The following is a 22155-nucleotide window of genomic DNA, read 5'->3' as shown; positions in this document are numbered from 1 at the left end:
ATCGGTCGAAAATGCCTCACTTTTAAAAGGGTGAGGCATTTTTATGGCGCATTAATTGAGTGTTAAGTGCTGATAACTGTTACTGAGGCACCTCCGTAATTGCTTACAAAGATCCTTGCGTTGTTAGGGGATAAGGCAACGCCAAAGGGCTGGTTGAGCCCTGTTATAGCATCAATAACCGTTTCTGAAAGAGTATCTATTATTTTTAAGCTGTTATTGCCATAGTCGGTGACATAGGCAAAAGGAAGGGAGCCGTGCATGGCTATGCCATACGGAGTACTGAACCCGGTTAAAGTATTGCGGATAATATTGGTGCCTGCGTTCACTGTTATGATGTTGCTGGCGTTTGTGTTTACGACATACAAAGTTGGGGTGGAAGTGGAATTGTGCGGACTAAATGCCATGTCTCTAGGGATGGAGAAGCCCCTTATAGCCCCAACTTGAGTATGTGACGGTGGATCGATGATGTTGACATTGGTGTAGGCCCCTGCATAGAGGCGTGTATTGCCGGGATTAAAAGCCAGTCCCGCAGCGTAGGTATAGCCGCTGAGCGTTCCAATCCGCAATCCTGAGTTGGTGTCATGGACATATACCGCATGAGATGAGTAGCAAGAAACATATAGGCGTGTTCCATCCGTGTTCAGGCTGATGGTATAAGGGGCGGCGAATCCTGGGATCTGATTGATTTCGGCATAACTGTTTGTATTAATGACGGTCACCCGTTGCGTGCCCAAATTGCTTACGTAGAGCCGTCCGTTGTCAGGACTCACCGCAACTGCATGGGGTCTATTGAATCCGGAGAGCGTATTGATAACTTTAAGAGTGGTCGTAGAAATCACGGAAACAGTATGAGAAGTTTCGTTGGCAACATAAAGCCTGCTCCCATCAGGGCTAAGTGTCAGTCTTCTGGGACCTGCGCCAACATAAATATGAGCAATCACACCCACCGCTTTTTTGATTCGATACGCAGGCGGTGTCACCAGAGGTATCGCCGAGTCTTTGGAACCTAGTCCGTTCAAAGATACCCGAGCGTCAATACGCAGGTCGCTTTCATTCGACAGGCTACCCAGGTACTCGGTGGGTATTTCTTCTACGATTCTTTTGTTTGCAAACTCTGTTGGTGTCACCATCCTGCCTGGGCGCAATTCATAGTTTTTTTCACCTATCAAGTCGATCCAGAATTCCTGATTCACATTCATAAAGGGATAGTTAAGCGCAAGCACGCTGTTATAGCCGTTGGCGTCGATCACACCGCCTACTGCTTCGGGTACGCTCACCACCTTCAGTAAATCCGACGACAGCGATTGAACATCTAACGTCAATATCTTCGAATCGGTAGTGCCGCCGGCACGAAGTACTTTATATCGAACTGAGCATGATCGGCCTAGGTTGGCCGCGATAGCCCTGTTGTTCACAGTAAAGTCGACAAAACCCTGGGCGGGGTTGCCCAGTTGTGATGGAATGAGAGGAGAGCCTATACCTTGAACTCCTTCGAAGTACGCGATGATTTGATCATCGAAAAGCATTGGGAATCTGACCCGGATCGTGAAAACATTCAAGGTCAATACGTGCTCTGGATTGATCGTTGCGCGATCTTCATCAGGAATCTTCGTCGCTTCTAAAATCTCGGGTACTGGAAGGTTCAATGGAGCGCCGATTTTCATAATGACCGCATGTGAAAAACGCATCCGTTCATACTCTTTCACTAACGTGTAATAGATGCTCGCCGTACGATCGCGGCTTTTCAGAACGGTTGCGCGATCGATATCAAAATACAGGTCTTTGTTAAGCCAGTTTTTAGTGATCTTGAACTCTATAGGTGGAAGAGCCCCATTGGGCCCGCTACCCTCAAAGTGAAGATAAACAATACTGTCCAAGGTGAACGCAACATTTCTACGGACAACGATGGTCGCTCCATAGAGGGATTCATCAGGGTTGAAGATGAAGTCAGGTGGCGGTGCTTCCTCGACAAAGGGCGCTGGCAATGAGGCTACATTGTCCCCGACCTCAATGTGCGTAACCTCGGACTCACGTTTAGCTCCTTTCTCGGGCTCCACTCGATAGGCGATATCGAGCGTACCACCTTCAAGTTTGGCAATATCGCCGTTTGGTCCATTCATCAACCGGATAACGATTGGTCCCTCGTTTGCACGTCGAGGGCCGATTTCACGGTAGTAACCCGCACCGTTGGGATAGGTGCCATACAACAAGAGCGTAACGGCGTCAGTCGGTTGCTGTCCCGTATAAGTATTTATGTATACCGTGACAGTTAAAAGGTCGGCGGGCAAATTCCCATCAGGCGCTTCAATCACCAAGGGAGGAGCAAGCCCTATCCCACTTCCCTGGCCGATGATATTCACCACCTCAATGTCCGAATTCTTTATCTCTTCGCCAAAGCGGATACGTTCGTAACGCAAACGTAAACTGCCTTTTACCAAGGGCAATAGATCATTGAAAGGAAGTGGGATCCTCGCATCTCGTGTGAGGCTCAACACCTCATGCTCGTAGTACTTCGTGATGATGACGTTATCCTGTGTACGCCCTTCAGCCTGTATACGAATTAAATCGTTGCGCAGAAAATCCTCGTCGCGCACTTGCACTACAATAGTGGCGTCTTGACCGTGCAACTGGTCAAGGTCCAATTCGCCGTTCTCATTGGCATCTTCTATATATGGCTTTTTCAGGGGATCTGGCGCGCCCTTGAGGTAGACCGAAATAAGCTGCATGGGGGACCACCCCAGCGAGTAGTTACCGACCTCGTCGACTACCTCGTACTCACATACGTGTTGCCCGCTGCCGACTTCATCCCAGGTTTGCTTGTATATGAAGCGCTTGATAGGCGCGGTACTGCCTGCTTCGCCTTCCGTTATTGGGAAGTCTTTGATGACTCCGCCGATACTCAGGCGAATATTGTCACGTGTTGCGCGGTGATGCCCCGTGGGGAGCGAGTCGTCTATCGGGTATCTATTGAAGGTAACCTCTACCCCAAGCTGGGCGTCTGTTTCTTTCACACCGTTGTTAATGATGCCCGCAGGGAAGATGGGCTTGGGCAGGTTGTCATTTTGAGGCGTGCTAGCGATGTTGTCACGCCCACCGGGCTCAAGGGTGTCGACCTTTAACCTGAAGTGTGCGGTTTCCTCCACGTTGCCATTTTTGGGCGTTACCCTGAAAAATACATCTTCTACGGGCCCGTCTGGGAGGCGTAAATAGGGTATGTAGAGTGGTATTTGCAAGCCATTATCGGCTTCATAGCTGGTTACGTTGTGGAAGTCGACTTGAATGCCTCGGCAATAGAGCTCGACGTAATCTCCTTCTGCCTGGTTCAGATAGGGAAGCAGAATACACAACAGGCCTTTCTCTCGTTGAACGTTCAGAGCTGCCTTATTGACGCCGCCAAAGAAGCCGACAACAGGTTGCGTCAGATTCGGTATGTAGGGTGTAAGGCTGGCGAAGGGGACGCGAGAAATGACCTGCGGGTGAGAAATATCCACTTCGCTGCAGTTGGTGAGGTCGAGTTGTTGGTTGTGCTCTAAAGCTTCGAGATCTTGGCTCATGGTCAGCTTCCTTGAGATGGCGGGGTACCCCTATTTCCACCTCGGTGAGGGGGGGGTAAAACCATTCAAAGTTTATTAATGCGAGCTGACTAGCTGTGAGAATTGACAGTAGCGACGAACGGTGTGGCCCATGAAGGGCCGTCCCTCGAGAAAGATCAGGCCTGACGATTCCAATGCCGAAACAACGGCTCCGCCAGAAACAACACAAACAACAAGCGCATCACCTGCATCGCCGTCACCAGCGGCACCGACAATTGCAGCGTCTCCGCCGTCAGGCTCATCTCGGCAATGCCGCCAGGCATCATGCCCAGTGTCAGTGAGCGCAGATCCAATTGGGTCAATGCACTTAACCCCACTGCTGCCAACGTGGCCAGCGCCATGGTCAAGGCTGTTCCAATCAAGGTGCGGCCCATAAACGACGGCGCGCGGCGGAAGAACTGCCGATTGAAGTGGCAACCCAAACCGCTGCCGATCAGCCATTGGCCAATCTGGCTGCCGCCATCAGGCAGACCAATGTGCAAGTCCCAGGTCACGCTGGCCACCGCACTCACCAGCAACGGCCCGAACAACCAGGGATTGGGTTGGCGCAAGCGTTGCCAGCCCCAGGCGACCAGCGCACCCATCGGAAACAGCACGGCCAGCCACGCCCAGTCCACGGGCGCTGGATGAAACTGCGGCGCGCCGCCCCCGAGCAAATACTTGAAGATCGCCGGCACACACAACACCACCACCAGCACTCGCAGGCTTTGCCCGGCCGCCACCCGGCTGAGCACCGCGCCATTGCGGGCGCCGAGGTTGACCATCTCGCCGGAGCCGCCCGGCATGCTGGAGAAAAACGCTGTGGCACGGTCTTCACCGCTGCGGCGCATCAACCACACGCCCACGACGCTCGACAAGCTGGTGACCAGTGCACCGAAGAAGATCAGGCCGAAGTGGCTCATCACCTGCTCGATCACCACCGGGGTGAAATGCAGGCCGATGCCGATGCCCACCACCCATTGGCCGCATTTGCGCCCGCCGGGAATCTCTGCCAACTGCCAGGGCGTGAGGCAACGCACCAGGATGATCGCCAGCAACGAGCCGACCATGTACGGCAACGGCCAGCCCACCAGGCTGGCCAGGTAACCGCCGGCCAGGCCGACCAGCGGTGTTCCCCACCAATGTTTAAAGGTGACCTCAGACATCGGCCAGGGCACGACGCTGTTGCACGCGTTTACGCCAGATACGCAGCAACGGTACGAGCAGCATGATTGCGGTCAGTACCCAGACGCCAAAGGTGATCGGGCTCGACCACAGGATTTCCAGCGCACCGTTGGAGATCGACAGCGCACGGCGCAGGTTCTGCTCCATCAGGCCGCCGAGGATAAAGCCCAGCAGCAGCGGCGACAGCGGGAAGTCCAGCTTGCGCAGGATGTAGCCGAAGATGCCGATGGCGATCATCAGGAACAGATCGAAGGTGGTGGCATGCACGGCGTACACGCCAATCGCGGTGATGATGGCGATCACCGGCACCAGCGCCCAGTTCGGCACGGCGAGGATACGGGTGAAGATGCGGATCATCGGGATGTTGAGCACCACCAGCATGATGTTGGCAATGAACAACGAGGCGATCAGGCCCCAGACAATGTCCGGTTGCTGTTGAAACAGCAGCGGGCCAGGAGTGATGTTGTACAGCGACAGGGCGCCGATCATCACCGCCGTGGTGCCCGAGCCCGGAACGCCGAGGGTCAGCATCGGTACCATGGCGCCGCAGACCGATGCGCCAATCGCGGTTTCAGGGGCGGCCAGGCCGCGCATGTCGCCTTGGCCGAACTTGCCGCTCGCGCCTGCGATGCGTTTCTCGGTCATGTAGGCAACGGCCGACGCCATGGTCGCACCGGCACCCGGCAACACGCCGATGATAAAGCCCGACACGCCGCAACGCAGGTTCACGGTGAGTACCGACAAGGCTTCCTTGACGTTGAACATCATGCGCCCGGTGGCTTTCACTGCTTCCTGGCCACGGTGGGTTTTTTCCAGCAGCAGCAGGATCTCGCTGATGGAGAACAGGCCGAGTACCAGCACCACGAACTGGATGCCGTCGGTCAGGTGAATATTGTCGCCGGTAAAGCGGTATACACCGCTGTTGGCGTCGATGCCCACGCAGGAAAGGAACAAGCCGATCAGCGCCGCCACGAAGGTCTTCAGCGGTTTGTCACCGGCCATGCCGCCCAGGCAGACAATCGCAAACACCATCAACACGAAGTATTCCGCCGGGCCGAACGCAATCGCCCACTTGGCCAGCAGCGGGGCGAACAGCACCATGCCGCAGGTGGCGATAAACGCGCCGATGAACGAACTCCAGGCCGACAACGACAGTGCCACGCCAGCCAGGCCTTTACGAGCCATCGGGTAGCCGTCGAGGGTGGTCATCACGGTGGACGCTTCGCCCGGGATGTTCAGCAGAATCGAACTGATGCGGCCACCGTATTCGCAGCCCAGGTACACGGCTGCCAGCAGGATCAGCGCCGACTCGGGCGGCAAGCCCAGGGCAAAGGCGATGGGGATCAACAGTGCCACGCCGTTGATCGGGCCCAGGCCCGGCAGCAGGCCGACCACTGTGCCGATCAGGGTGCCGCACAACGCGGTCACCAGGTTATAGGGGCTCAGCGCAATGCCGAAACCCTGGCCCAAATAGCCAAAAGTATCCATATCAGTTCTCCAGAACGTCGAGCAGGCCGAGGGGCAACGGTACGTCCATGGTTTTATCGAACAGCAGATAAAGACCGACGCTCATCAAGGTGATGATCACCACGCTGGGCCACCAGCGGCCGCCGTACAGCCGTGCCATCGGAATACCGATCAGCATGCTGCTGAGAATGAAACCCAAGGATTCGAATGTGCCGGCAAACACCAGCAACAGGGCCACACAGATGCCGATCTTGATCAGCGTGGGTCGATCCAGCGCCGGTTCGTCGTCGGTATGCTTGGTCGCCTGTGGACGAATCATCATGTAGACAAGCGCCAGGCCCATCAGCCCGAGCAGCAGCAGCGGGAAGGCTCTTGGCCCTACAGGTTCGTAGGAAAAAGCCGCCTGATACGGCCAGGCCATCAGTGCCAGGCCGATACAGGCCAGTAACAGCACCGCGGCAAAAATGCGTTGTAAGAGCATAGAAAACTCCAAGGCCCCTCTTGTAGGAGCGAGCTTGCTCGCGAAAAACGTCAACGATAACGCGTGCTGTCTGGACGCACGTGGATGTCCTTGGGTTCTTCGCGAGCAAGCTCGCTCCTACAGGGGCATTACACAAGAGAGGGGCGTTTACTGGATCAGGCCGAACTCTTTGGCCAGCACTTTGTAGTCTGCCACCTGCTTTTTCACGTAGGTGTCCAGCTCCTGGCCGGTCATGGCGAACGGGAACAGCTCGCGCTGGTCACGCAGCTTGGCGAACTCCTCGGAGGCCAGCAGTTTGTCGAAGGCGTCTTTCCACCAGGCGTAGTCGGCATCGCTGACCTTTGGCCCCAGGTAGAAGCCACGCACCACCGGCCAGACGATGTCGTAGCCTTGCTCTTTGGCGGTGGGGATGTCCTTCATCTCTGGCTCATCCAGGCGCTTCTCGGAGAACACCGCCAGCAGGCGCATGTCGCCGCTCTGGATATGCGGCATGGAGTCGGAGATGTCGGTACTGCCCACTTGGATGTGGCCACCCAGCAAGGCCGTAGCGATTTCACCGCCACCCTCAAGGGCGACGTAACGCAGCTCGCGTGGGTTGATCCCGGCGGCCTTGGCGATCAGCGCGGTTTGCATCCAGTCCTGGCTGCCGACGGTGCCGCCGGAGCCGATCACTACGCTGCCTGGGTCTTTCTTCAAGGCTTTGACCAAGTCATCGAGGGTCTTGTAGGGCGAGTCGCTTTTCACCGCGATGGCGCCATAGCTGGTGCCCACTGCCGCCAACCAGCGCACGGCGCTTTCATCAAAACGGCCGAACTTGCCCTGGGCCAGGTTCAGCAGCGAACCGCTCGACCAGGCAACCAGGGTGCCGGCGTCCGCAGGGCGCTGGGCCACGACCGCGTTGTAGGCCACCGCGCCCACGCCGCCTGGCATGTAGGTCACACGCATCGGCTTGGTCAGCAGCTTTTGGTTCACCAGCGCGCTTTGCGCCAGCTTGCAGGTCAGGTCAAAACCACCGCCAGGGGAGGCCGGGGCGATGCATTCCGGACGCTTGGGTTCGTCGGCGGCCAGCAGTTGGCCGGCGAACAGCATGCAGCCGGCGGCGAGGGCAAATTTACGCAGTGAAAGGGTCATGGTGATCTCCATCGTTTTTGTTATGAGGGGGGTACTACCAAAGTGCGACGCTGTAGCTGACCAGCAAGCGCATTTCATCTGCGTCACGGGCCGAATAGTTGGAGCGATAGGTGGCGTTACGCAGGCGCACGGCTACATCTTTGAACGTGCCGCTTTGCACCACGTACTTGATCTCGCTGTTGCGTTCCCACTCCTTGCCGGTCTCGCCGTTCTTGAGCTTGATGTTGTCACCCGAGAGGTAACGGCTCATGAAGCTCAAGCCCGGAATGCCCAGCTTGGCGAAATCGTAGTCGTAGCGTGCTTGCCAGGAGCGTTCTTCGGCGCCGGCAAAATCGTTGATCTGCACGAAGTTGACCAGGTACGGGTCACTGCCATCCACATACGGGAAGGCGCTGTCGCCTGACATGTGCTGGTAGCCGGCGCTGAGCTTATGACCATTGAGAGCGTAGCTGAACAGGCCGTTGAGGGACGTGTTGTCGATATTGCCGCCGCGGGCCGAGCCGGTGTCATCACTGATCGCCAGGCGCAGGTCGGCGCCGAAGGTGCCAGGGCCCATCGGGCGGGATGCGACCATGCCGAGGAAGTGCTGGCGGTAAACGTCGTCGAGTTGGGCAAAGTGGTAGCTGCCGGTGATCTTGTCGGCGAACTTGTAGTCGACGCCACCAAAGTTGAAGTGCTTGCCGGTGGCACCGCTGAGAAAGCGGCTGTTCTTGTTATTGAGCGCGATGTCTTCGTAGTTGGTGTCGTCGCGGTCCTTGGCTTTGTCCAGGCGGCCACCGGTGAACACCAGGTTCTTGAATTCCTTGGAGGTGATCAAGCCACCGTTGAAGGTCTGCGGCAGGATGCGCCCGTCGTTGGGCTTGAGGATCGGCAGTTCGGGGATCAGCGAGCCGATCTTAAGCTCAGTGGCGGAGATTTTCACTTTGCCGGTCAGGCCCAGCTTGGCGTACTCGTTGGCGGCGCGGCCGTCATCGTGGGTCGGCAGCAGGCCGGTGCCGGTGCGGTCGGGGCTGGAGTCGAGCTTGACGCCGAGCATGCCCAGCGCATCCACGCCAAAGCCGACGGTGCCGTCGGTGTAGCCCGATTGCACATTGAGCATGAAGCCTTGTGCCCACTCGTCGCGCTTGGATTGCTGCGCACTGGTACCGTCGCGAAAGTCGCGGTTGAAGTACATGTTGCGGGTTTCCAGGGTCGCGCTACTGTCTTCGAAGAAGGCAGCCTGGCTGAGCGGCGCAAAGCCGGCAAGGGCGGCGGCACTGGCGAGGGCGGTATGGGTCAGGCGGGAAGAGCGAACAGGCGCGCAAGCCTGTGGCTGGGTCGACAGCATCGTGGTGTACTCCGTTATTGTTCTTATTTTGGCGAAAACGCTTCGAGGCGTTTTTCGGGCGCTACGGGTCAGGCAACTCGGCGGGCATAGACCACCGTGGTTGGATGCTAAAGGGCGAAGCTTTCACTAACCTTTCAATCGCCTTTCAATGTTTTCGGGCTTCACAGGCCAGGTTGCGGCTGTAAACTGCCGGGCAAAGCGTGGCGCCGACCACCCCTGAATGAGGTAGAAATCCATGCGTGTCCTGTTGGTTGAAGACCATCTGCAGCTCGCCGAAAGTGTCGCCCAAGCGCTCAAGAGCATGGGTTTGACCGTTGATGTGTTGCATGACGGCGTGGCGGCGGACCTGGCCTTGAGCAGCGAGGAATACGCTGCGGCGATCCTGGACGTAGGGTTGCCGCGCCTGGATGGCTTCGAGGTGCTCGCGCGTTTGCGGGCGCGTGGAAAAAACCTGCCGGTGCTGATGCTGACCGCTCGTAGTGATGTAAAAGACCGCGTGCACGGCCTGAACCTGGGCGCCGATGACTACCTGGCCAAGCCGTTTGAACTTACGGAACTTGAAGCGCGGGTCAAGGCACTGTTGCGGCGCAGCGTGTTGGGCGGCGAGCGCCAGCAGACCTGCGGTGTGTTGGTGTACGACCTCGATACCCGGCGCTTCACAGTGGCGGGCGAACTGATGACCTTGACCTCCCGAGAACAAGCAGTGCTCGAAGCCTTGATCGCCCGGCCGGGTCGCGTGATGAGCAAGGAGCAATTGGCTTCCCAGGTATTTGGCCTGGACGAGGAGGCCAGCCCCGACGCCATCGAGATCTACGTGCATCGCCTGCGCAAAAAGCTCGATGGCCAGCCCATCGCCATCGTCACTTTCCGCGGCCTTGGCTATTTGCTGGAAGCCCGTGATGCATAAGCCCAGCAGCCTGCGCTGGCGCTTGCTGTGCAACCTGGCGCTGTTGCTGGTGCTGTTGATGCTCGCCAGCGGCATGAGCGCTTATTGGAACGGCCGCGAAGCCGCCGACACCGCCTATGACCGTACGCTGCTGGCCTCGGCGCGCACCATTGCCGCCGGCTTGACCCAGGTGGACGGCACCCTCAGCGCCAATGTGCCTTATGTCGCCCTGGACACCTTTGCCTACGACAGTGCCGGGCGCATTTATTACCAGGTCAATGACATTGATCAGAAGCTGATTTCCGGTTACGAAAACCTGCCCGGCCCGCCGCCCGGCACGCCCCGCACCGACGATTACCCAGCCTTGGCGCGGTTCTACAACGCCATGTACCTGGGCCAGCATGTACGGGTGGTGAGCCTGCTCAAGGCCGTCTCGGAACCGAACATGAATGGCATGGCCGAAATTCGTGTCGCGGAGACCGACGAAGCGCGGGTGGCCATGGCCCGCAGCCTGATGGCCGACACCCTGCTGCGCCTGGGTATGCTCGCCATCGGCGCATTGTTGCTGGTGTGGTTCGCGGTAAGCGCCGCCCTGCGCCCGCTGGAACGCCTGCGCACGGCGGTAGAAGAGCGCCAGCCCGATGACCTGCGGCCCCTGCCATTGGTGGAAGTTCAGGATGAGTTCGGCCCACTGGTGCGCTCGCTCAACCATTTCACCGAACGCCTGCGCGGGCAGTTCGAGCGCCAGGCGCAGTTTATTGCCGACGCTGCCCACGAGCTACGCACACCGTTGGCGGCGCTCAAAGCCAGGCTGGAGCTGGGCCTGCGCGCCGAAGAACCGGCCACCTGGCGCAGCACCCTGGAAACGGCCGCTCAGGGCACCGACCGCCTGACGCACCTGGCCAATCAGTTGTTGTCTCTGGCCCGCATCGAAAACGGTGCCCGCGCCATTGCCGAAGGCGGTGCGCAGTTGCTCGATTTAAGCCAGTTGGCCCGTGAGCTCGGTATGGCCATGGCGCCGCTGGCTCACGCGCGAGGCGTGGCCCTGGCGCTGGAGGCCGATGAGCCGGTATGGCTGCGTGGCGAACCGACGCTGCTCAACGAGTTGCTGAGCAACTTGGTGGACAACGCCTTGGCCCATACGCCACCCGGCGGCAATGTGATTCTGCGGGTGACGGCCCCGGCGGTGCTGGAGGTGGAAGATGACGGCCCCGGTATCCCGCTGGATGAGCGGGACCGGGTGTTCGAGCGTTTTTATCGACGCAGCCAGCAGGGCATGGGCTCGGGCTTGGGGTTGGCGATTGTCGGGGAGATTTGCCGTGCGCACCTGGCGCAGATCAGCCTGCATGATGGCGAGCTGGCGGGGCTTAAGGTACGCGTGAGTTTTATCGCGGGTTGATCAGTAAAACATCGAGCGCGCTTCGTCCAGTTCGCTGCGCAGGGCGTCGCTGTGCAGGTCTATGCGTAACTTCATGAGGGCCGGCAATGTGGCAATCGGCGCGCTCCCCAGGGGATGGTCGGTGCCGCGGTGGCAGTACAGCGCGGCGACCTGCACCAGGTCGACGTAGTCCAGGCTGGCAGAGTCGCGTGTCAGGTCCAGGTATTGGCCTGGCACGTTCACCAGCATCTCGGGGAAGTCCCACACCCGTAGCAGCTTGTCCCCCAGCACCGGGTGGATGCTGTCGATGACGTGGTTGAGGCTGACGGGGTCGGCCAGCAGCTCATAATGGTCCTCGGCATACGTGAGGATCGGCAGCACGCCGATCTGATGCACCAGGCCACCCAGCGCCGCCTGGTCTGGCTTGAGCTGGCTGTGGCGACGGCACAAGGCGTAGCTCACGCCTGCCACCTCCAGGCTGCGGCGCCACACGTCGCGCATTTTCTGTTCGACCACCTCGGAGCGGGCGTGAAAGATCTGCTCCATCACCAGGCCGATAGCCAGGTTGCTGCTGTAGTTGGTACCGAGCCGGGTGATGGCGGTGTGCAGGTCGGTGACTTCCTGGCTGGCCCGCAGCAACGGGCTGTTGACCACTTTGATCAGGCGCGCCGACAGGGCCGTGTCACGACTGATCACTTTGCTCAGGTGGCTGATGCTGATCTCCGGGTCTTCGGCGGCCTGGCGAATTTTCAGGGCCACCTCCGGCAATGTCGGCAGAACCAGGTCATCGTTATCGATGGCCGTTACCAACGCTTGTTGGACTTTTTCCGCCAGCTTGTTCATTCATGCTCTCTAGGGTGCTGCAAAAAAGTACGGCGATTAACGCTGGATCTCGCGATCTCGGTCCAGTTGGTAGGGCAGGTCAAGCAGGTGCAAGCCCGGGCCTTCCAAGGTGCCCAAGCGCACGTCGCCACTGTCGGCAGCTTCGGCTTGCAGCACCGCGAGAAGTTCAATCGACTGGTCAGCTTTTGCGGCGATGACCACTTCGCCGATTGCGCTGTTATGGCTGGGGGAAAACAGTGGAGTACCTGGCTCGGGGAGTTCGGGTGTTTCCAGGCTCAGGCGATACAGGCGCCGCTTGAGTTTGCCCAGGTACTGCATGCGCGCGACGATTTCCTGGCCGGTGTAGCAGCCTTTCTTGAAACTCACGCCGCCCACGGCTTGCAGGTTGAGCATCTGCGGGATGAACAGCTCGCGCGTCTGGGGCATCACCTGGCCGATACCGGCACGGATCTGGCCAAGCAGCCACGCATTCAAGTCAGCCTGCTGCAATTGTGCGGCCAATTGGCTGCGCACGGTGTCGGCGTGTTCGGCAGGTACCCAGAGTTCGGCACGGCCCGGGGAAACGCGGACGGCGATCAATGCCTCGTTGCGTGCCACGCTGTCGGTCTCGACCGGCAGTTCCAGGCCCAGAGCGGTCAAGGCCGCGTCTGCGTTAGCCAGGCCGAAGCGCGCCCAGGCAGCGCTTTCGTCGGTGAGCTTGGACTTGGAGAACACCGCGTACTTTTTCAAATCCGCCAACTGCGGCTCTAGCAACTCGGTGGCCATGGCCAGGAGTACGCCATCACCCTGTAGCAGGATGCGGAAGCTCGACTGCATCCGGCCTTTTTGCGTGCAGCGCGCGCCAAGGCTGGCCTGGGTATCACTCAGGTAATTGAGGTTGCAGGTCAGTTGGCCCTGCAGGAACTTGGCAGCATCGGAGCCGCGGACGGCGAGAACGCCTTCGTGGGACAGGGAGCAGAAAAAAGCGGAGTCAGCCATGGGTCATCGCAGGTCAAAAAGTCATGGGTGCATCATAGAGGGGCGTCCGGCAAATGCATAGTTTCGTCGCGGTCGACCAAAGCCGACTGTTCCGGTGTCGTCGGGGCTGTATACTTGCGCTCTAATTTAGGAGGGCTCCATGGTCGAAGATGTAGAAATCAATCGCCTCTACTGGCACAGCCGTCGCGGCATGCTGGAGCTGGATGTGTTGCTGGTGCCTTTCACCAAAGAGGTGTACGCGACGCTCAATCAGGTGGACCGCGACCTCTACGTCAGGTTGCTCACGTGCGAAGACCAGGACATGTTTGGCTGGTTCATGGAGCGCGCCGAATCCGAAGACCCGGAGCTGCAGCGCATGGTTCGGATGATCCTGGACCGTGTCCAGCCCAAGTAATCGTTTCGAATGCCGCTGGCAGGCCTCGCGGCTGTTGCTGGCGGCCTATGTGCTTGCCCAACTGATCGCGTTGGGCAGCCTGCTGGTTCTAAATCTGCCTTACTCAAGCCTTGGCACCCTGTTATGCCTGGCTCATTGTGCCTGGATATTACCGCGGCGAATCCTGCTCACTCACCGTTCGTCGATTCGTGGCCTGCGCCGTGACGACGATGGCTGGCAATTATGGAGCGCCGCACGCGGGTGGCACTCTGTGCAACTGCGGCCCGACAGCCTGGCGTTGCCGCTGATCGTGGTGTTGCGTTACCGGGTGCAGGGTGAACGGCGAGTGCGGTCCATCTGCGTGCCCAAGGATGCGCAGGCCGCCGATGTGCATCGGCGCCTGCGGGTACGCCTGAAGTTCAGCCGCCGTAGGTGGTTGGCACCAGGATAGTGTCCCGGGCTTCGGGCAGCATCTGAGGGTAGTCGAGGGTGTAATGCAGGCCGCGGCTTTCCTTGCGTTCCATGGCTGAACGAATCATCAGCTCGGCCACCTGGGCCAGGTTGCGCAATTCGATCAGGTCGCGGCTGACCTTATAGTTGCTGTAGAACTCGTCGATCTCATCCAGCAGCAAGCGCACTCGATGTTGCGCCCGTTGCAGGCGCTTGTTGGTGCGCACGATGCCCACATAGTCCCACATGAAGCGCCGCAGCTCGTCCCAGTTGTGGGCGATGATCACGTCTTCGTCCGAATCGGTAACCTGGCTCGCGTCCCAGCGGGGCAGGGCGGCCGGTACCGGGATGCGCGGTAGTTGCTCAAGAATGTCCGCTGCCGCCGAGCGCGCATACACGAAGCATTCGAGCAGTGAATTGCTGGCCATGCGGTTGGCGCCGTGCAGGCCGGTGAAACTGGTTTCGCCGATGGCATACAGGCCCGGCACGTCGGTGCGGCCATGCTGGTCGACCATTACGCCCCCGCAGGTGTAGTGCGCGGCCGGTACCACGGGGATCGGGCCCTTGGTGATGTCGATATTGAAAGTCAGGCAGCGTTCGTAGACCGTCGGGAAGTGGGTCTTGATAAAGGCTTCGGGCTTGTGGCTGATGTCCAGGTACACGCAGTCGATACCCAGGCGCTTCATTTCGTGGTCGATGGCGCGGGCGACGATATCCCGTGGCGCCAGCTCGGCGCGTGGGTCGAAGCGCTGCATGAAGCGCTCGCCATTGGGCAGCTTCAAATGCGCACCTTCACCGCGCAGGGCTTCGGTGATCAGGAAGCTCTTGGCCTGCGGGTGATACAGGCACGTGGGGTGGAACTGGTTGAACTCCAGGTTGGCGACCCGGCAGCCCGAGCGCCAGGCCATCGCAATGCCGTCGCCGCAGGCACCGTCGGGGTTGCTGGTATAGAGGTAGACCTTGGCGGCGCCGCCCGAGGCGAGAATGGTGAAGCGTGCGCCATAGGTATCAACTTCACCGCTGGTGCGGTTGAGTACGTAGGCGCCCAGGCAGCGCTCGCCCGCCAGGCCCAGGCGTTTTTCGGTGATCAGGTCGACGGCGACGCGCTGCTCCAGCAATTGGATGTTGGGGCGTTGGCGGGCCTGGTCGAGCAGGGTCTTGAAAATCGCAGCCCCGGTGGCATCGGCGGCGTGAATGATTCGGCGATGGCTGTGGCCGCCTTCACGGGTCAGGTGGAACTCAAAGCCGCCGTCGTCGCTGCCGGCATGTTCATCACGGGTGAAGGGTACACCTTGGTCGATCAACCATTGGATGGCTTCCCGGCTGTGCTCGACGGTGAAGCGCACGGCGTCTTCATTGCACAGGCCGCCGCCGGCGTTGAGGGTGTCTTCGACGTGGGATTGCACGGTGTCGGTGTCGTCCAGCACTGCGGCGACACCGCCCTGGGCCCAGAAGGTCGAGCCGTTGGCCAGGTCGCCTTTGCTCAAAACCGCTATACGCAAATGGCTGGGCAGCGTCAGGGCCAGGCTCAAGCCGGCGGCGCCGCTACCGATAACCAGGACATCGTGTTGAAACTGTTGGCTCATTTGACGGATTCCGCAAAAAGCGATCCAGAGGGGGCGCAAACAGGACGCCTGGATCGGCGAATCAAAGGGTCACACGGGCCACTAGTATATAGAGGGGTGGAGCGGCACAATAGCCACGCCTTCGTGGCATTGTGAGATTATGCTGCGCAGCTTTGGGAAACGGCCGGTTGGCGGGACGGGAACTTTTTGCATGAGCCCCGACTCAATAGCAGGTTGCCCGAAAGCTGGGAAAACGTTGAGTTTATTGGCCCGTCGGGAGCATTGGACGCGTCACGAAACCGGCGACAAGATTATTCGCGCAGCCGGCACCGACCGTGCTGCGTTTTTCGTGTGTGCCAAATCAGTGCATGCCGGAAACTTGCTTGAAGGGGGAGAACTTTTGCGAAAAGCCCGAGTCTATGTTTGCAAGCCTGATCGTTTAGTTATGCAAGCCTCCTTCAAGTACAACGAGGAGTGTTCATGCTAACCCAGGAAGAGGATCAGCAGCTGGTCGAGCGCGTACAGCGCGGTGATAAGCGAGCATTTGATCTGCTAGTGCTGAAATACCAGCACAAAATTCTCGGGTTGATCGTGCGGTTTGTGCACGACACCCATGAAGCGCAGGACGTTGCACAGGAAGCCTTTATCAAGGCTTACCGTGCACTTGGAAATTTCCGCGGTGACAGTGCGTTTTACACGTGGCTGTACCGCATCGCCATTAACACGGCGAAAAACTATCTGGTGTCACGCGGTCGTCGCCCACCAGACAGTGATGTCAGTTCAGAAGATGCAGAATTTTACGATGGTGATCACGGCCTCAAAGATCTCGAGTCGCCGGAGCGTGCATTGCTGCGCGACGAGATCGAAGGCACCGTCCATCGCACTATTCAGCAACTGCCAGAAGATTTGCGTACGGCGTTAACTTTACGTGAATTCGATGGTCTGAGTTACGAAGACATTGCGAGCGTCATGCAATGTCCGGTGGGGACTGTGAGGTCGCGGATTTTCCGGGCCCGGGAAGCCATCGACAAAGCCTTGCAACCGTTGTTGCAGGAAAACTAAAGACAGCGGCGACAGCCAAGAGAGGAACCGCCATGAGTCGTGATGCCCTGCAGGAATCGCTGTCCGCAGTGATGGATAACGAAGCGGATGAACTGGAACTTCGTCGAGTGCTCAATGCATTTGATGACGCCGAAACCCGTGATACCTGGTCTCGTTACCAAGTCGCTCGGGCGGTGATGCACAAGGATCTCCTAATCCCTCGTCTGGATATTGCTGCGGCCGTTTCTGCTGCACTGGCTGATGAAGCCGTTCCGGCAAAAGCCTCGCGTGGTCCATGGCGCAGCCTGGGTCGTCTGGCAGTGGCCGCCTCGGTGACCGTTGCTGTGTTGGCAGGTGTTCGCCTGTACAACCAGGACGAGATCGCAGGCAACGAGCTGGCCCAACAGACTCAGCAGCCGGTCATGGCCGGTCCGCAAGTCAAAGGCCCTGCCGTGCTGGCTGGCTACAAGGAAAGCACCGATACCACCGGCCCTATGGCCAATGGTGTACTTCAGGGGCAATCCGGCTGGCAGGATCAGCGCCTTCCAGGCTACCTGCGTCAACATGCGCAGGAATCGGCCGCCAAAGGCACTGAAAGCGCTCTGCCATACGCTCGTGCAGCGAGCCAGGAAAACCGCTGATTCGCTAAGGAGCCCTATGCGCGCCATACCGCTCCTTGCGCTTTTTCTCAGTAGTTGGTTTGCACTATCCGCCCATGCCGATGAAGCCCAAGACTGGCTGACTCGACTTGGGCGTGCAGAGCAGCAGCAAAGCTTTGAAGGTACGTTTGTCTACGAACGTAACGGCAGTTTTTCCACCCATGACATCTGGCACCGCGTCCAGGATGGTCATGTCCGTGAACGCTTGTTGCAGCTTGACGGCTCCGCCCAGGAAGCGGTTCGGGTAGACGGCCGGGCGCAATGCGTCAGTGGCGCGTTGGTTGCCAGCCTCGGTCATTCTTCTGATGCCCCCTCGCGTATTCTCGATCCCAAAAAACTCAATCCATTCTATGAACTGGCCGTCATTGGCAAATCCCGCGTGGCTGGTCGTAATGCGGTGATTGTCTCGATCAGTGCGCGTGACCCTTACCGTTATGGGTTTGAATTACACCTGGATCGTGAGACTGCGCTGCCGCTCAAGTCCTTGCTGCTCAACGATCAAGGGCAGTTGTTGGAGCGTTTTCAGTTCACGCGCCTGGATACTTCGGCTACTCCTTCTGACCAGGACTTGCAGCCCAGCAGCGACTGTTCACCGGTAACAATGTCTGCCGCTAAAACACCTGACCTGTCTGCCACGCAAAGGTGGCATCTGGACTGGCTACCGCCTGGTTTCCAACAGATCAGCAGCGCTACGCGCAAAGATCCCCAAACGAAATCTACCGTCGACAGCCTGATGTATGACGATGGGCTCGCGCGTTTTTCGGTGTTTCTCGAGTCGGCCAGTGGCGCTGACGTGAATGAAACCCGCGCTCAGCTTGGGCCAACCGTGGCAGTCTCGCGGCGTTTGAATACGGTCGATGGCGAAATGATGGTCACGGTGGTGGGCGAAATTCCCATCGGCACTGCGGAACGCATCGCGTTGTCGGTGCGTGGTGAAAAGGCCGCCGCCAAGCCCTGAGATTGTTAATCTTATGTTCATCCTGTTCTTTCAATCTGAGCCCGAATTTGGTTGGACGCTGGGCGTATGAAATTTCTGGATCAGCATTTTCACTTGCAAAAACTTCCCATGTTTTTTATAGGTCAGGGTTTGATGGCTCTGGCCTTGTTTGTTCGCGGAACAAAAATGCCGGTCGCCGTATCCGGCGTTTATTGAACCCTGTCGCTTAACCCTGCTCGTCGTAACGGGAGCTGTATGTCGATACCACGTTTGAAGTCTTACTTATCCATAGTCGCCACAGTGCTGGTGCTGGGTCAGGCCTTACCTGCGCAAGCGGTCGAGTTGCCTGACTTCACCCAACTGGTGGAGCAGGCCTCGCCTGCCGTGGTGAACATCAGTACCACGCAGAAGCTGCCGGATCGCAAGGTCTCGAACCAGCAGATGCCCGACCTGGAAGGCTTGCCGCCCATGCTGCGCGAGTTCTTCGAGCGAGGGATGCCGCAACCGCGCTCCCCCCGTGGCGGTGGTGGCCAGCGCGAAGCCCAATCCCTGGGCTCCGGCTTCATCATTTCGCCTGATGGCTACATCCTCACCAACAACCACGTGATTGCCGATGCCGATGAAATTCTCGTGCGCCTGGCCGATCGCAGTGAACTCAAGGCCAAGCTGATTGGCACCGATCCACGTTCCGACGTGGCCTTGCTTAAAATCGATGGCAAGGATTTACCGGTGCTTAAACTGGGCAAGTCCCAGGACCTGAAGGCCGGTCAGTGGGTGGTCGCGATCGGTTCGCCGTTCGGCTTTGACCACACCGTTACCCAAGGCATCGTCAGCGCCATCGGTCGCAGCCTGCCAAACGAAAACTACGTGCCGTTCATCCAGACCGACGTGCCGATCAACCCGGGTAACTCCGGTGGCCCGCTGTTCAACCTGGCCGGCGAAGTGGTGGGGATCAACTCGCAGATCTACACCCGCTCCGGTGGCTTCATGGGTGTGTCCTTCGCGATCCCGATCGATGTGGCCATGGACGTCTCCAATCAGCTCAAAAGCGGCGGCAAGGTCAGCCGCGGCTGGTTGGGCGTGGTCATCCAGGAAGTGAACAAGGACCTGGCTGAGTCCTTCGGTCTCGACAAGCCGGCCGGTGCCCTGGTTGCGCAGATTCAGGACAATGGCCCCGCGGCCAAAGGCGGCCTGAAAGTGGGTGACGTCATCCTGAGCATGAACGGCCAGCCGATCATCATGTCGGCGGACCTGCCTCATCTGGTCGGCGCGCTCAAGGCTGGCGGCAAAGCCAAGCTGGAAGTGATTCGTGATGGCAAGCGCCAGAACGTCGAACTGACCGTAGGGGCAATCCCGGAAGAAGGCGCGACCCTGGATGCCCTGGGTAACGCCAAGCCCGGTGCCGAGCGCAGCAGTAACCGCCTGGGTATCGCCGTGGTTGAACTGACCGCCGAGCAGAAGAAAACCTTCGACCTGCAAAGCGGTGTGGTGATCAAGGAAGTTCAGGACGGCCCAGCCGCCTTGATCGGCCTGCAACCGGGTGACGTGATCACTCACTTGAACAACCAGGCAATTGACACCACCAAGGAATTCGCCGACATCGCCAAGGCGTTGCCGAAGAATCGCTCGGTGTCGATGCGCGTCCTGCGTCAAGGCCGTGCCAGCTTCATCACCTTCAAGCTGGCCGAGTAATCCGCTAGCCCCATAAAAAAAGCCCCGCTGCCGGTTAACGGCAGCGGGGCTTTTTTGTGGGCGGCGGGTTCAGCTCATCATGCCTTTTACCAGGCGCTCTTGTTCGATCAGTTCACGCTGACGGGCGTCGATGCGTGAGGACAGCGGGAAGTTACTGCCCGCGCGCCGCTTGGCAAAGTCCAACTGCTGGATCGCTTGCTGGAAATCCCCCACCAGTGCGAAATATTCGGCGCGGGCCTGATGCAGGCCAATGATGTTGCCGGACAAGCCGCGAGTTTCGGCGACCTGATACCACACGTCCGGATCGTCCGGGCGCGACTTGAGCAGCCCGTCCAGTGCCTTTTCTGCATCGGCGGTACGGTTCTGTTTAAGCAGCAGGTCTACCCGTACCTGGTTCAGCGGATAGTTGCTGGGGTACTGGGTGAGCATGCGGTCGGTACGTTGCTGCGCATCCGGCATGCGGTTGCTGGTGATGTCCAGTTCGATTTGGGCCAGGTTGTAGGTGATGTCGTTGGGCGCCTTGGCCAGCAGCGGCGCCAGGCTTTCCCGTGCTTCCTTGAGTTGAGTGCCCTTGATCTGGGCGATGGCCAGGCCATAGCGTGCCACGTCATTTTTAGGGTTTTCGTCCAGCTGCGCCTGGAAGCGCTTGGCAGCCAGGCCTGGTGTGTCTTCGTACTTGAGTTGTACCCGCGCGCGAATCAATTGATAGCGCAGGCTGTCTTCCTTGCCGCCGGGTTTGGCTTGTTCGGCGCGGTTGCGGGTGTCGGCGATACGCGATTCGGTGACCGGGTGAGTCAGCAGGAACTCCGGCGGCTTGGCGTCGAAGCGGTATTGGCGCATCAACCGTTCGAACATGGTGGGCATGGAGCGCGGGTCGTAGCCAGCTTTCTCCAGGTTGAGGATGCCGATACGGTCGGCCTCCTGCTCGTTCTGGCGGGAGAAGCGGCGCTGTTCCTGGATCGCGGCGGCTTGTGAGCCGGCAATCGCGGCGATACCGGCATCGCCGGCACCCGCAGCGGCGGCGATAATGCCGCCAAGCAGGGCAGCCATCATCGGCAGTTGCATGCGTGATTGCGCTTCCACGCCTCGGGCGAAGTGGCGTTGAGACAAGTGCGCCAGTTCGTGGGCCAGTACCGACGCGTATTCGCCTTCGGTCTGTGCATTGAGGAACAAACCGCCGTTGACCCCGACGATCCCACCCGGAGCCGCGAAGGCGTTGAGCTGTGGGCTGTTGATCAGGATAAATTCCAGGCGCCGGTCATTGACCTGGCTGGTCTCCACCAGCTTGTACACGCTGGTTTCGACGTAATCCTTGAGTTGCGGGTCATTGAGTTGCGAGACCTGGCCGCGCAGGTAAGCCAGCCAAGCGCGGCCCAGTTGGTATTCCTGTTGCGGCGAGACAATGGCAGAGCTGGCGTCACCAAGTGACGGCAGGTCGTCAGCGAAGGCCGGGGAGGCCAGCAGGCAGGCCAGCGTCAGCAGGGTAGGGCGCAAAAAAGTCATGCACAAAGCCTTTCGACAAAGAGCTTACTGTAGCCGGACACTGAGCTTGGGACCAGATATTCTAAGCAGCCCGAATGTTTGCCTGGAGTAACACCATGACCGACGTTGTAGCCTGTGACGCCGAACTCGACGCCAGCGGTCTGAACTGCCCGTTGCCCTTGCTCAAGGCCAAGCTGGAGCTCAATCGATTGGCCAGCGGCGCCGTGCTTAAAGTGACCGCCACCGATGCAGGCTCCCAGCGTGACTTCCGCACTTTTGCCAGGTTGGCGGGCCATACGCTGGTTCGGGAAGAAGAGGCTGCTGGCGTGTACTGCTATTGGTTGCGCAAGGCCTGAAGGCCTTACGAGGCAAGGTATTTACACAACTTCGGTACCAAGCTGACCCTGTGGTGAGGGAGCTTGCTCCCGTGACGACCTGACGGCCGATGCTTGTCTACCTGACCCACCACGATCCAAATGTGGGAGCTGGCTTGCCTGCGAAGACGGCCTGACAGGCGACACCTATCTACCTGGCACCCTGCGATCAAACTGTGGGAGCTGGCTTGCCTGCGATGACAGCCTGCCAGCCGCCCCCTATCTACCTGACACCCCACGATCAAACTGTGGGAGCGGGCTTGCTCGCGAAGGCGGCCTGGCAGTCAACACAGTTGGATAGTGTACATATCCATTGCTGCGGTAACGGCCACTT

Annotated in this window: 20 protein-coding genes; 10 read left to right on the top strand and 10 right to left on the bottom strand. The window is 59.0% G+C overall.

Annotated features, from left to right (window positions below; all coding sequences use genetic code 11):
- Window positions 1-62 precede the first annotated feature (62 nt).
- From A7K61_RS15970 to A7K61_RS15945, 6 genes are all read right to left on the bottom strand, one after another.
- Window positions 63-3554, bottom strand: a complete 3492-nt coding sequence (locus A7K61_RS15970) for a YncE family protein (protein WP_069557908.1) — start codon at window positions 3552-3554, stop codon at window positions 63-65.
- Between the two features lie 155 nt (window positions 3555-3709).
- Complete coding sequence (locus A7K61_RS15965) at window positions 3710-4738, bottom strand: AbrB family transcriptional regulator (RefSeq protein ID WP_069557907.1); 1029 nt, start codon at window positions 4736-4738, stop codon at window positions 3710-3712.
- Complete coding sequence (locus A7K61_RS15960) at window positions 4731-6245, bottom strand: tripartite tricarboxylate transporter permease (protein ID WP_047710295.1); 1515 nt, start codon at window positions 6243-6245, stop codon at window positions 4731-4733. Before A7K61_RS15960 ends, A7K61_RS15965 begins: the two co-directional genes overlap by 8 nt.
- Window position 6246: 1 nt before the next feature.
- Window positions 6247-6705: a tripartite tricarboxylate transporter TctB family protein gene (locus A7K61_RS15955; RefSeq protein WP_044272791.1), complete on the bottom strand. Its 459-nt coding sequence runs from the start codon at window positions 6703-6705 to the stop codon at window positions 6247-6249.
- 147 nt (window positions 6706-6852) lie between these two features.
- Window positions 6853-7842 carry a tripartite tricarboxylate transporter substrate binding protein gene (locus A7K61_RS15950; RefSeq protein ID WP_169918518.1) on the bottom strand — a complete coding sequence of 330 codons (990 nt, stop codon included), beginning with the start codon at window positions 7840-7842 and terminating at the stop codon, window positions 6853-6855.
- 28 nt (window positions 7843-7870) lie between these two features.
- On the bottom strand, window positions 7871-9163 hold the full coding sequence (locus A7K61_RS15945) for an OprD family porin (protein ID WP_044272793.1): 1293 nt from the start codon (window positions 9161-9163) through the stop codon (window positions 7871-7873).
- Window positions 9164-9398: 235 nt separating this feature from the next.
- Between A7K61_RS15945 and A7K61_RS15940 the strand changes: the two genes are divergently transcribed.
- Window positions 9399-10070 (top strand): response regulator, encoded by a 672-nt coding sequence (locus A7K61_RS15940; protein ID WP_044272794.1) that lies wholly within the window; start codon window positions 9399-9401, stop codon window positions 10068-10070.
- The gene (locus A7K61_RS15935; protein WP_003189439.1) at window positions 10063-11448 is read left to right on the top strand and encodes a sensor histidine kinase; all 1386 of its coding nucleotides are present in this window, start codon (window positions 10063-10065) and stop codon (window positions 11446-11448) included. The genes A7K61_RS15940 and A7K61_RS15935 overlap by 8 nt, the downstream gene beginning before the upstream one ends.
- Here A7K61_RS15935 and A7K61_RS15930 read toward each other — a convergent pair whose 3' ends face one another.
- Together A7K61_RS15930 and A7K61_RS15925 are read right to left on the bottom strand one after the other, a co-directional pair.
- Window positions 11449-12270 (bottom strand): HDOD domain-containing protein, encoded by an 822-nt coding sequence (locus A7K61_RS15930; RefSeq protein WP_047710297.1) that lies wholly within the window; start codon window positions 12268-12270, stop codon window positions 11449-11451.
- A gap of 36 nt (window positions 12271-12306) precedes the next feature.
- A complete protein-coding gene (locus tag A7K61_RS15925) occupies window positions 12307-13248 on the bottom strand; it encodes a folate-binding protein YgfZ (RefSeq protein ID WP_069557906.1) in 942 nt (313 codons plus the stop codon).
- Window positions 13249-13387: 139 nt separating this feature from the next.
- Between A7K61_RS15925 and A7K61_RS15920 the strand changes: the two genes are divergently transcribed.
- Both A7K61_RS15920 and A7K61_RS15915 read left to right on the top strand, forming a co-directional pair.
- Entirely contained in the window at window positions 13388-13642 is a 255-nt protein-coding gene (locus tag A7K61_RS15920) for a succinate dehydrogenase assembly factor 2 (RefSeq protein WP_014717362.1), read from the top strand.
- Window positions 13626-14072 (top strand): protein YgfX, encoded by a 447-nt coding sequence (locus tag A7K61_RS15915; protein ID WP_069557905.1) that lies wholly within the window; start codon window positions 13626-13628, stop codon window positions 14070-14072. Before A7K61_RS15920 ends, A7K61_RS15915 begins: the two co-directional genes overlap by 17 nt.
- Here A7K61_RS15915 and nadB read toward each other — a convergent pair.
- Window positions 14041-15657 (bottom strand): L-aspartate oxidase, encoded by a 1617-nt coding sequence (gene nadB / locus A7K61_RS15910; protein ID WP_060766073.1) that lies wholly within the window; start codon window positions 15655-15657, stop codon window positions 14041-14043. The genes A7K61_RS15915 and nadB overlap by 32 nt on opposite strands.
- A gap of 459 nt (window positions 15658-16116) precedes the next feature.
- On the opposite strand from nadB, the gene rpoE reads away from it, so the two are divergent.
- From rpoE to A7K61_RS15890, 5 genes are all read left to right on the top strand, one after another.
- Complete coding sequence (rpoE, locus tag A7K61_RS15905) at window positions 16117-16698, top strand: RNA polymerase sigma factor RpoE (RefSeq protein WP_003172477.1); 582 nt, start codon at window positions 16117-16119, stop codon at window positions 16696-16698.
- Between the two features lie 32 nt (window positions 16699-16730).
- Window positions 16731-17318, top strand: coding sequence for a sigma-E factor negative regulatory protein (locus A7K61_RS15900; RefSeq protein WP_003189451.1), 588 nt, complete (start codon window positions 16731-16733; stop codon window positions 17316-17318).
- Between the two features lie 16 nt (window positions 17319-17334).
- Window positions 17335-18294 carry a MucB/RseB C-terminal domain-containing protein gene (locus A7K61_RS15895; protein WP_069557904.1) on the top strand — a complete coding sequence of 320 codons (960 nt, stop codon included), beginning with the start codon at window positions 17335-17337 and terminating at the stop codon, window positions 18292-18294.
- A 66-nt stretch (window positions 18295-18360) separates the two neighbouring features.
- Entirely contained in the window at window positions 18361-18489 is a 129-nt protein-coding gene (locus A7K61_RS33780) for a hypothetical protein (protein WP_256557875.1), read from the top strand.
- A gap of 39 nt (window positions 18490-18528) precedes the next feature.
- A complete protein-coding gene (locus A7K61_RS15890; RefSeq protein ID WP_014717365.1) occupies window positions 18529-19965 on the top strand; it encodes a DegQ family serine endoprotease in 1437 nt (478 codons plus the stop codon).
- A 69-nt stretch (window positions 19966-20034) separates the two neighbouring features.
- On the opposite strand, the gene A7K61_RS15885 is transcribed toward A7K61_RS15890, so the two are convergent.
- A complete protein-coding gene (locus tag A7K61_RS15885; RefSeq protein ID WP_032892982.1) occupies window positions 20035-21468 on the bottom strand; it encodes a M48 family metalloprotease in 1434 nt (477 codons plus the stop codon).
- Window positions 21469-21563: 95 nt separating this feature from the next.
- Here A7K61_RS15885 and A7K61_RS15880 point away from each other — a divergent pair, with 95 nt between their 5' ends.
- Entirely contained in the window at window positions 21564-21803 is a 240-nt protein-coding gene (locus tag A7K61_RS15880) for a sulfurtransferase TusA family protein (RefSeq protein WP_032892981.1), read from the top strand.
- Window positions 21804-22155: the final 352 nt, after the last annotated feature.

This window comes from Pseudomonas sp. AP42 (assembly GCF_001728935.1).
Taxonomy (GTDB): domain Bacteria; phylum Pseudomonadota; class Gammaproteobacteria; order Pseudomonadales; family Pseudomonadaceae; genus Aquipseudomonas; species Aquipseudomonas lactis.
The sequence above is the reverse complement of the archived record's forward strand: the minus strand, read 5'-3'. Positions and strand labels throughout refer to the sequence as shown.

Excerpts from the sequence above, each read along its gene's own strand:
- A7K61_RS15970 (WP_069557908.1), bottom strand. The coding sequence starts at position 3,554 with ATGAGCCAAGATCTCGAAGCTTTAGAGCACAACCAACAACTCGACCTC.
- A7K61_RS15965 (WP_069557907.1), bottom strand. The coding sequence starts at position 4,738 with ATGTCTGAGGTCACCTTTAAACATTGGTGGGGAACACCGCTGGTCGGC.
- A7K61_RS15960 (WP_047710295.1), bottom strand. The coding sequence starts at position 6,245 with ATGGATACTTTTGGCTATTTGGGCCAGGGTTTCGGCATTGCGCTGAGC.
- A7K61_RS15955 (WP_044272791.1), bottom strand. The coding sequence starts at position 6,705 with ATGCTCTTACAACGCATTTTTGCCGCGGTGCTGTTACTGGCCTGTATC.
- A7K61_RS15945 (WP_044272793.1), bottom strand. The coding sequence starts at position 9,163 with ATGCTGTCGACCCAGCCACAGGCTTGCGCGCCTGTTCGCTCTTCCCGC.
- A7K61_RS15940 (WP_044272794.1), top strand. The coding sequence starts at position 9,399 with ATGCGTGTCCTGTTGGTTGAAGACCATCTGCAGCTCGCCGAAAGTGTC.
- A7K61_RS15935 (WP_003189439.1), top strand. The coding sequence starts at position 10,063 with ATGCATAAGCCCAGCAGCCTGCGCTGGCGCTTGCTGTGCAACCTGGCG.
- A7K61_RS15930 (WP_047710297.1), bottom strand. The coding sequence starts at position 12,270 with ATGAACAAGCTGGCGGAAAAAGTCCAACAAGCGTTGGTAACGGCCATC.
- A7K61_RS15925 (WP_069557906.1), bottom strand. The coding sequence starts at position 13,248 with ATGGCTGACTCCGCTTTTTTCTGCTCCCTGTCCCACGAAGGCGTTCTC.
- A7K61_RS15920 (WP_014717362.1), top strand. The coding sequence starts at position 13,388 with ATGGTCGAAGATGTAGAAATCAATCGCCTCTACTGGCACAGCCGTCGC.
- nadB (WP_060766073.1), bottom strand. The coding sequence starts at position 15,657 with ATGAGCCAACAGTTTCAACACGATGTCCTGGTTATCGGTAGCGGCGCC.
- rpoE (WP_003172477.1), top strand. The coding sequence starts at position 16,117 with ATGCTAACCCAGGAAGAGGATCAGCAGCTGGTCGAGCGCGTACAGCGC.
- A7K61_RS15900 (WP_003189451.1), top strand. The coding sequence starts at position 16,731 with ATGAGTCGTGATGCCCTGCAGGAATCGCTGTCCGCAGTGATGGATAAC.
- A7K61_RS15895 (WP_069557904.1), top strand. The coding sequence starts at position 17,335 with ATGCGCGCCATACCGCTCCTTGCGCTTTTTCTCAGTAGTTGGTTTGCA.
- A7K61_RS33780 (WP_256557875.1), top strand. The coding sequence starts at position 18,361 with ATGAAATTTCTGGATCAGCATTTTCACTTGCAAAAACTTCCCATGTTT.
- A7K61_RS15890 (WP_014717365.1), top strand. The coding sequence starts at position 18,529 with ATGTCGATACCACGTTTGAAGTCTTACTTATCCATAGTCGCCACAGTG.
- A7K61_RS15885 (WP_032892982.1), bottom strand. The coding sequence starts at position 21,468 with ATGACTTTTTTGCGCCCTACCCTGCTGACGCTGGCCTGCCTGCTGGCC.
- A7K61_RS15880 (WP_032892981.1), top strand. The coding sequence starts at position 21,564 with ATGACCGACGTTGTAGCCTGTGACGCCGAACTCGACGCCAGCGGTCTG.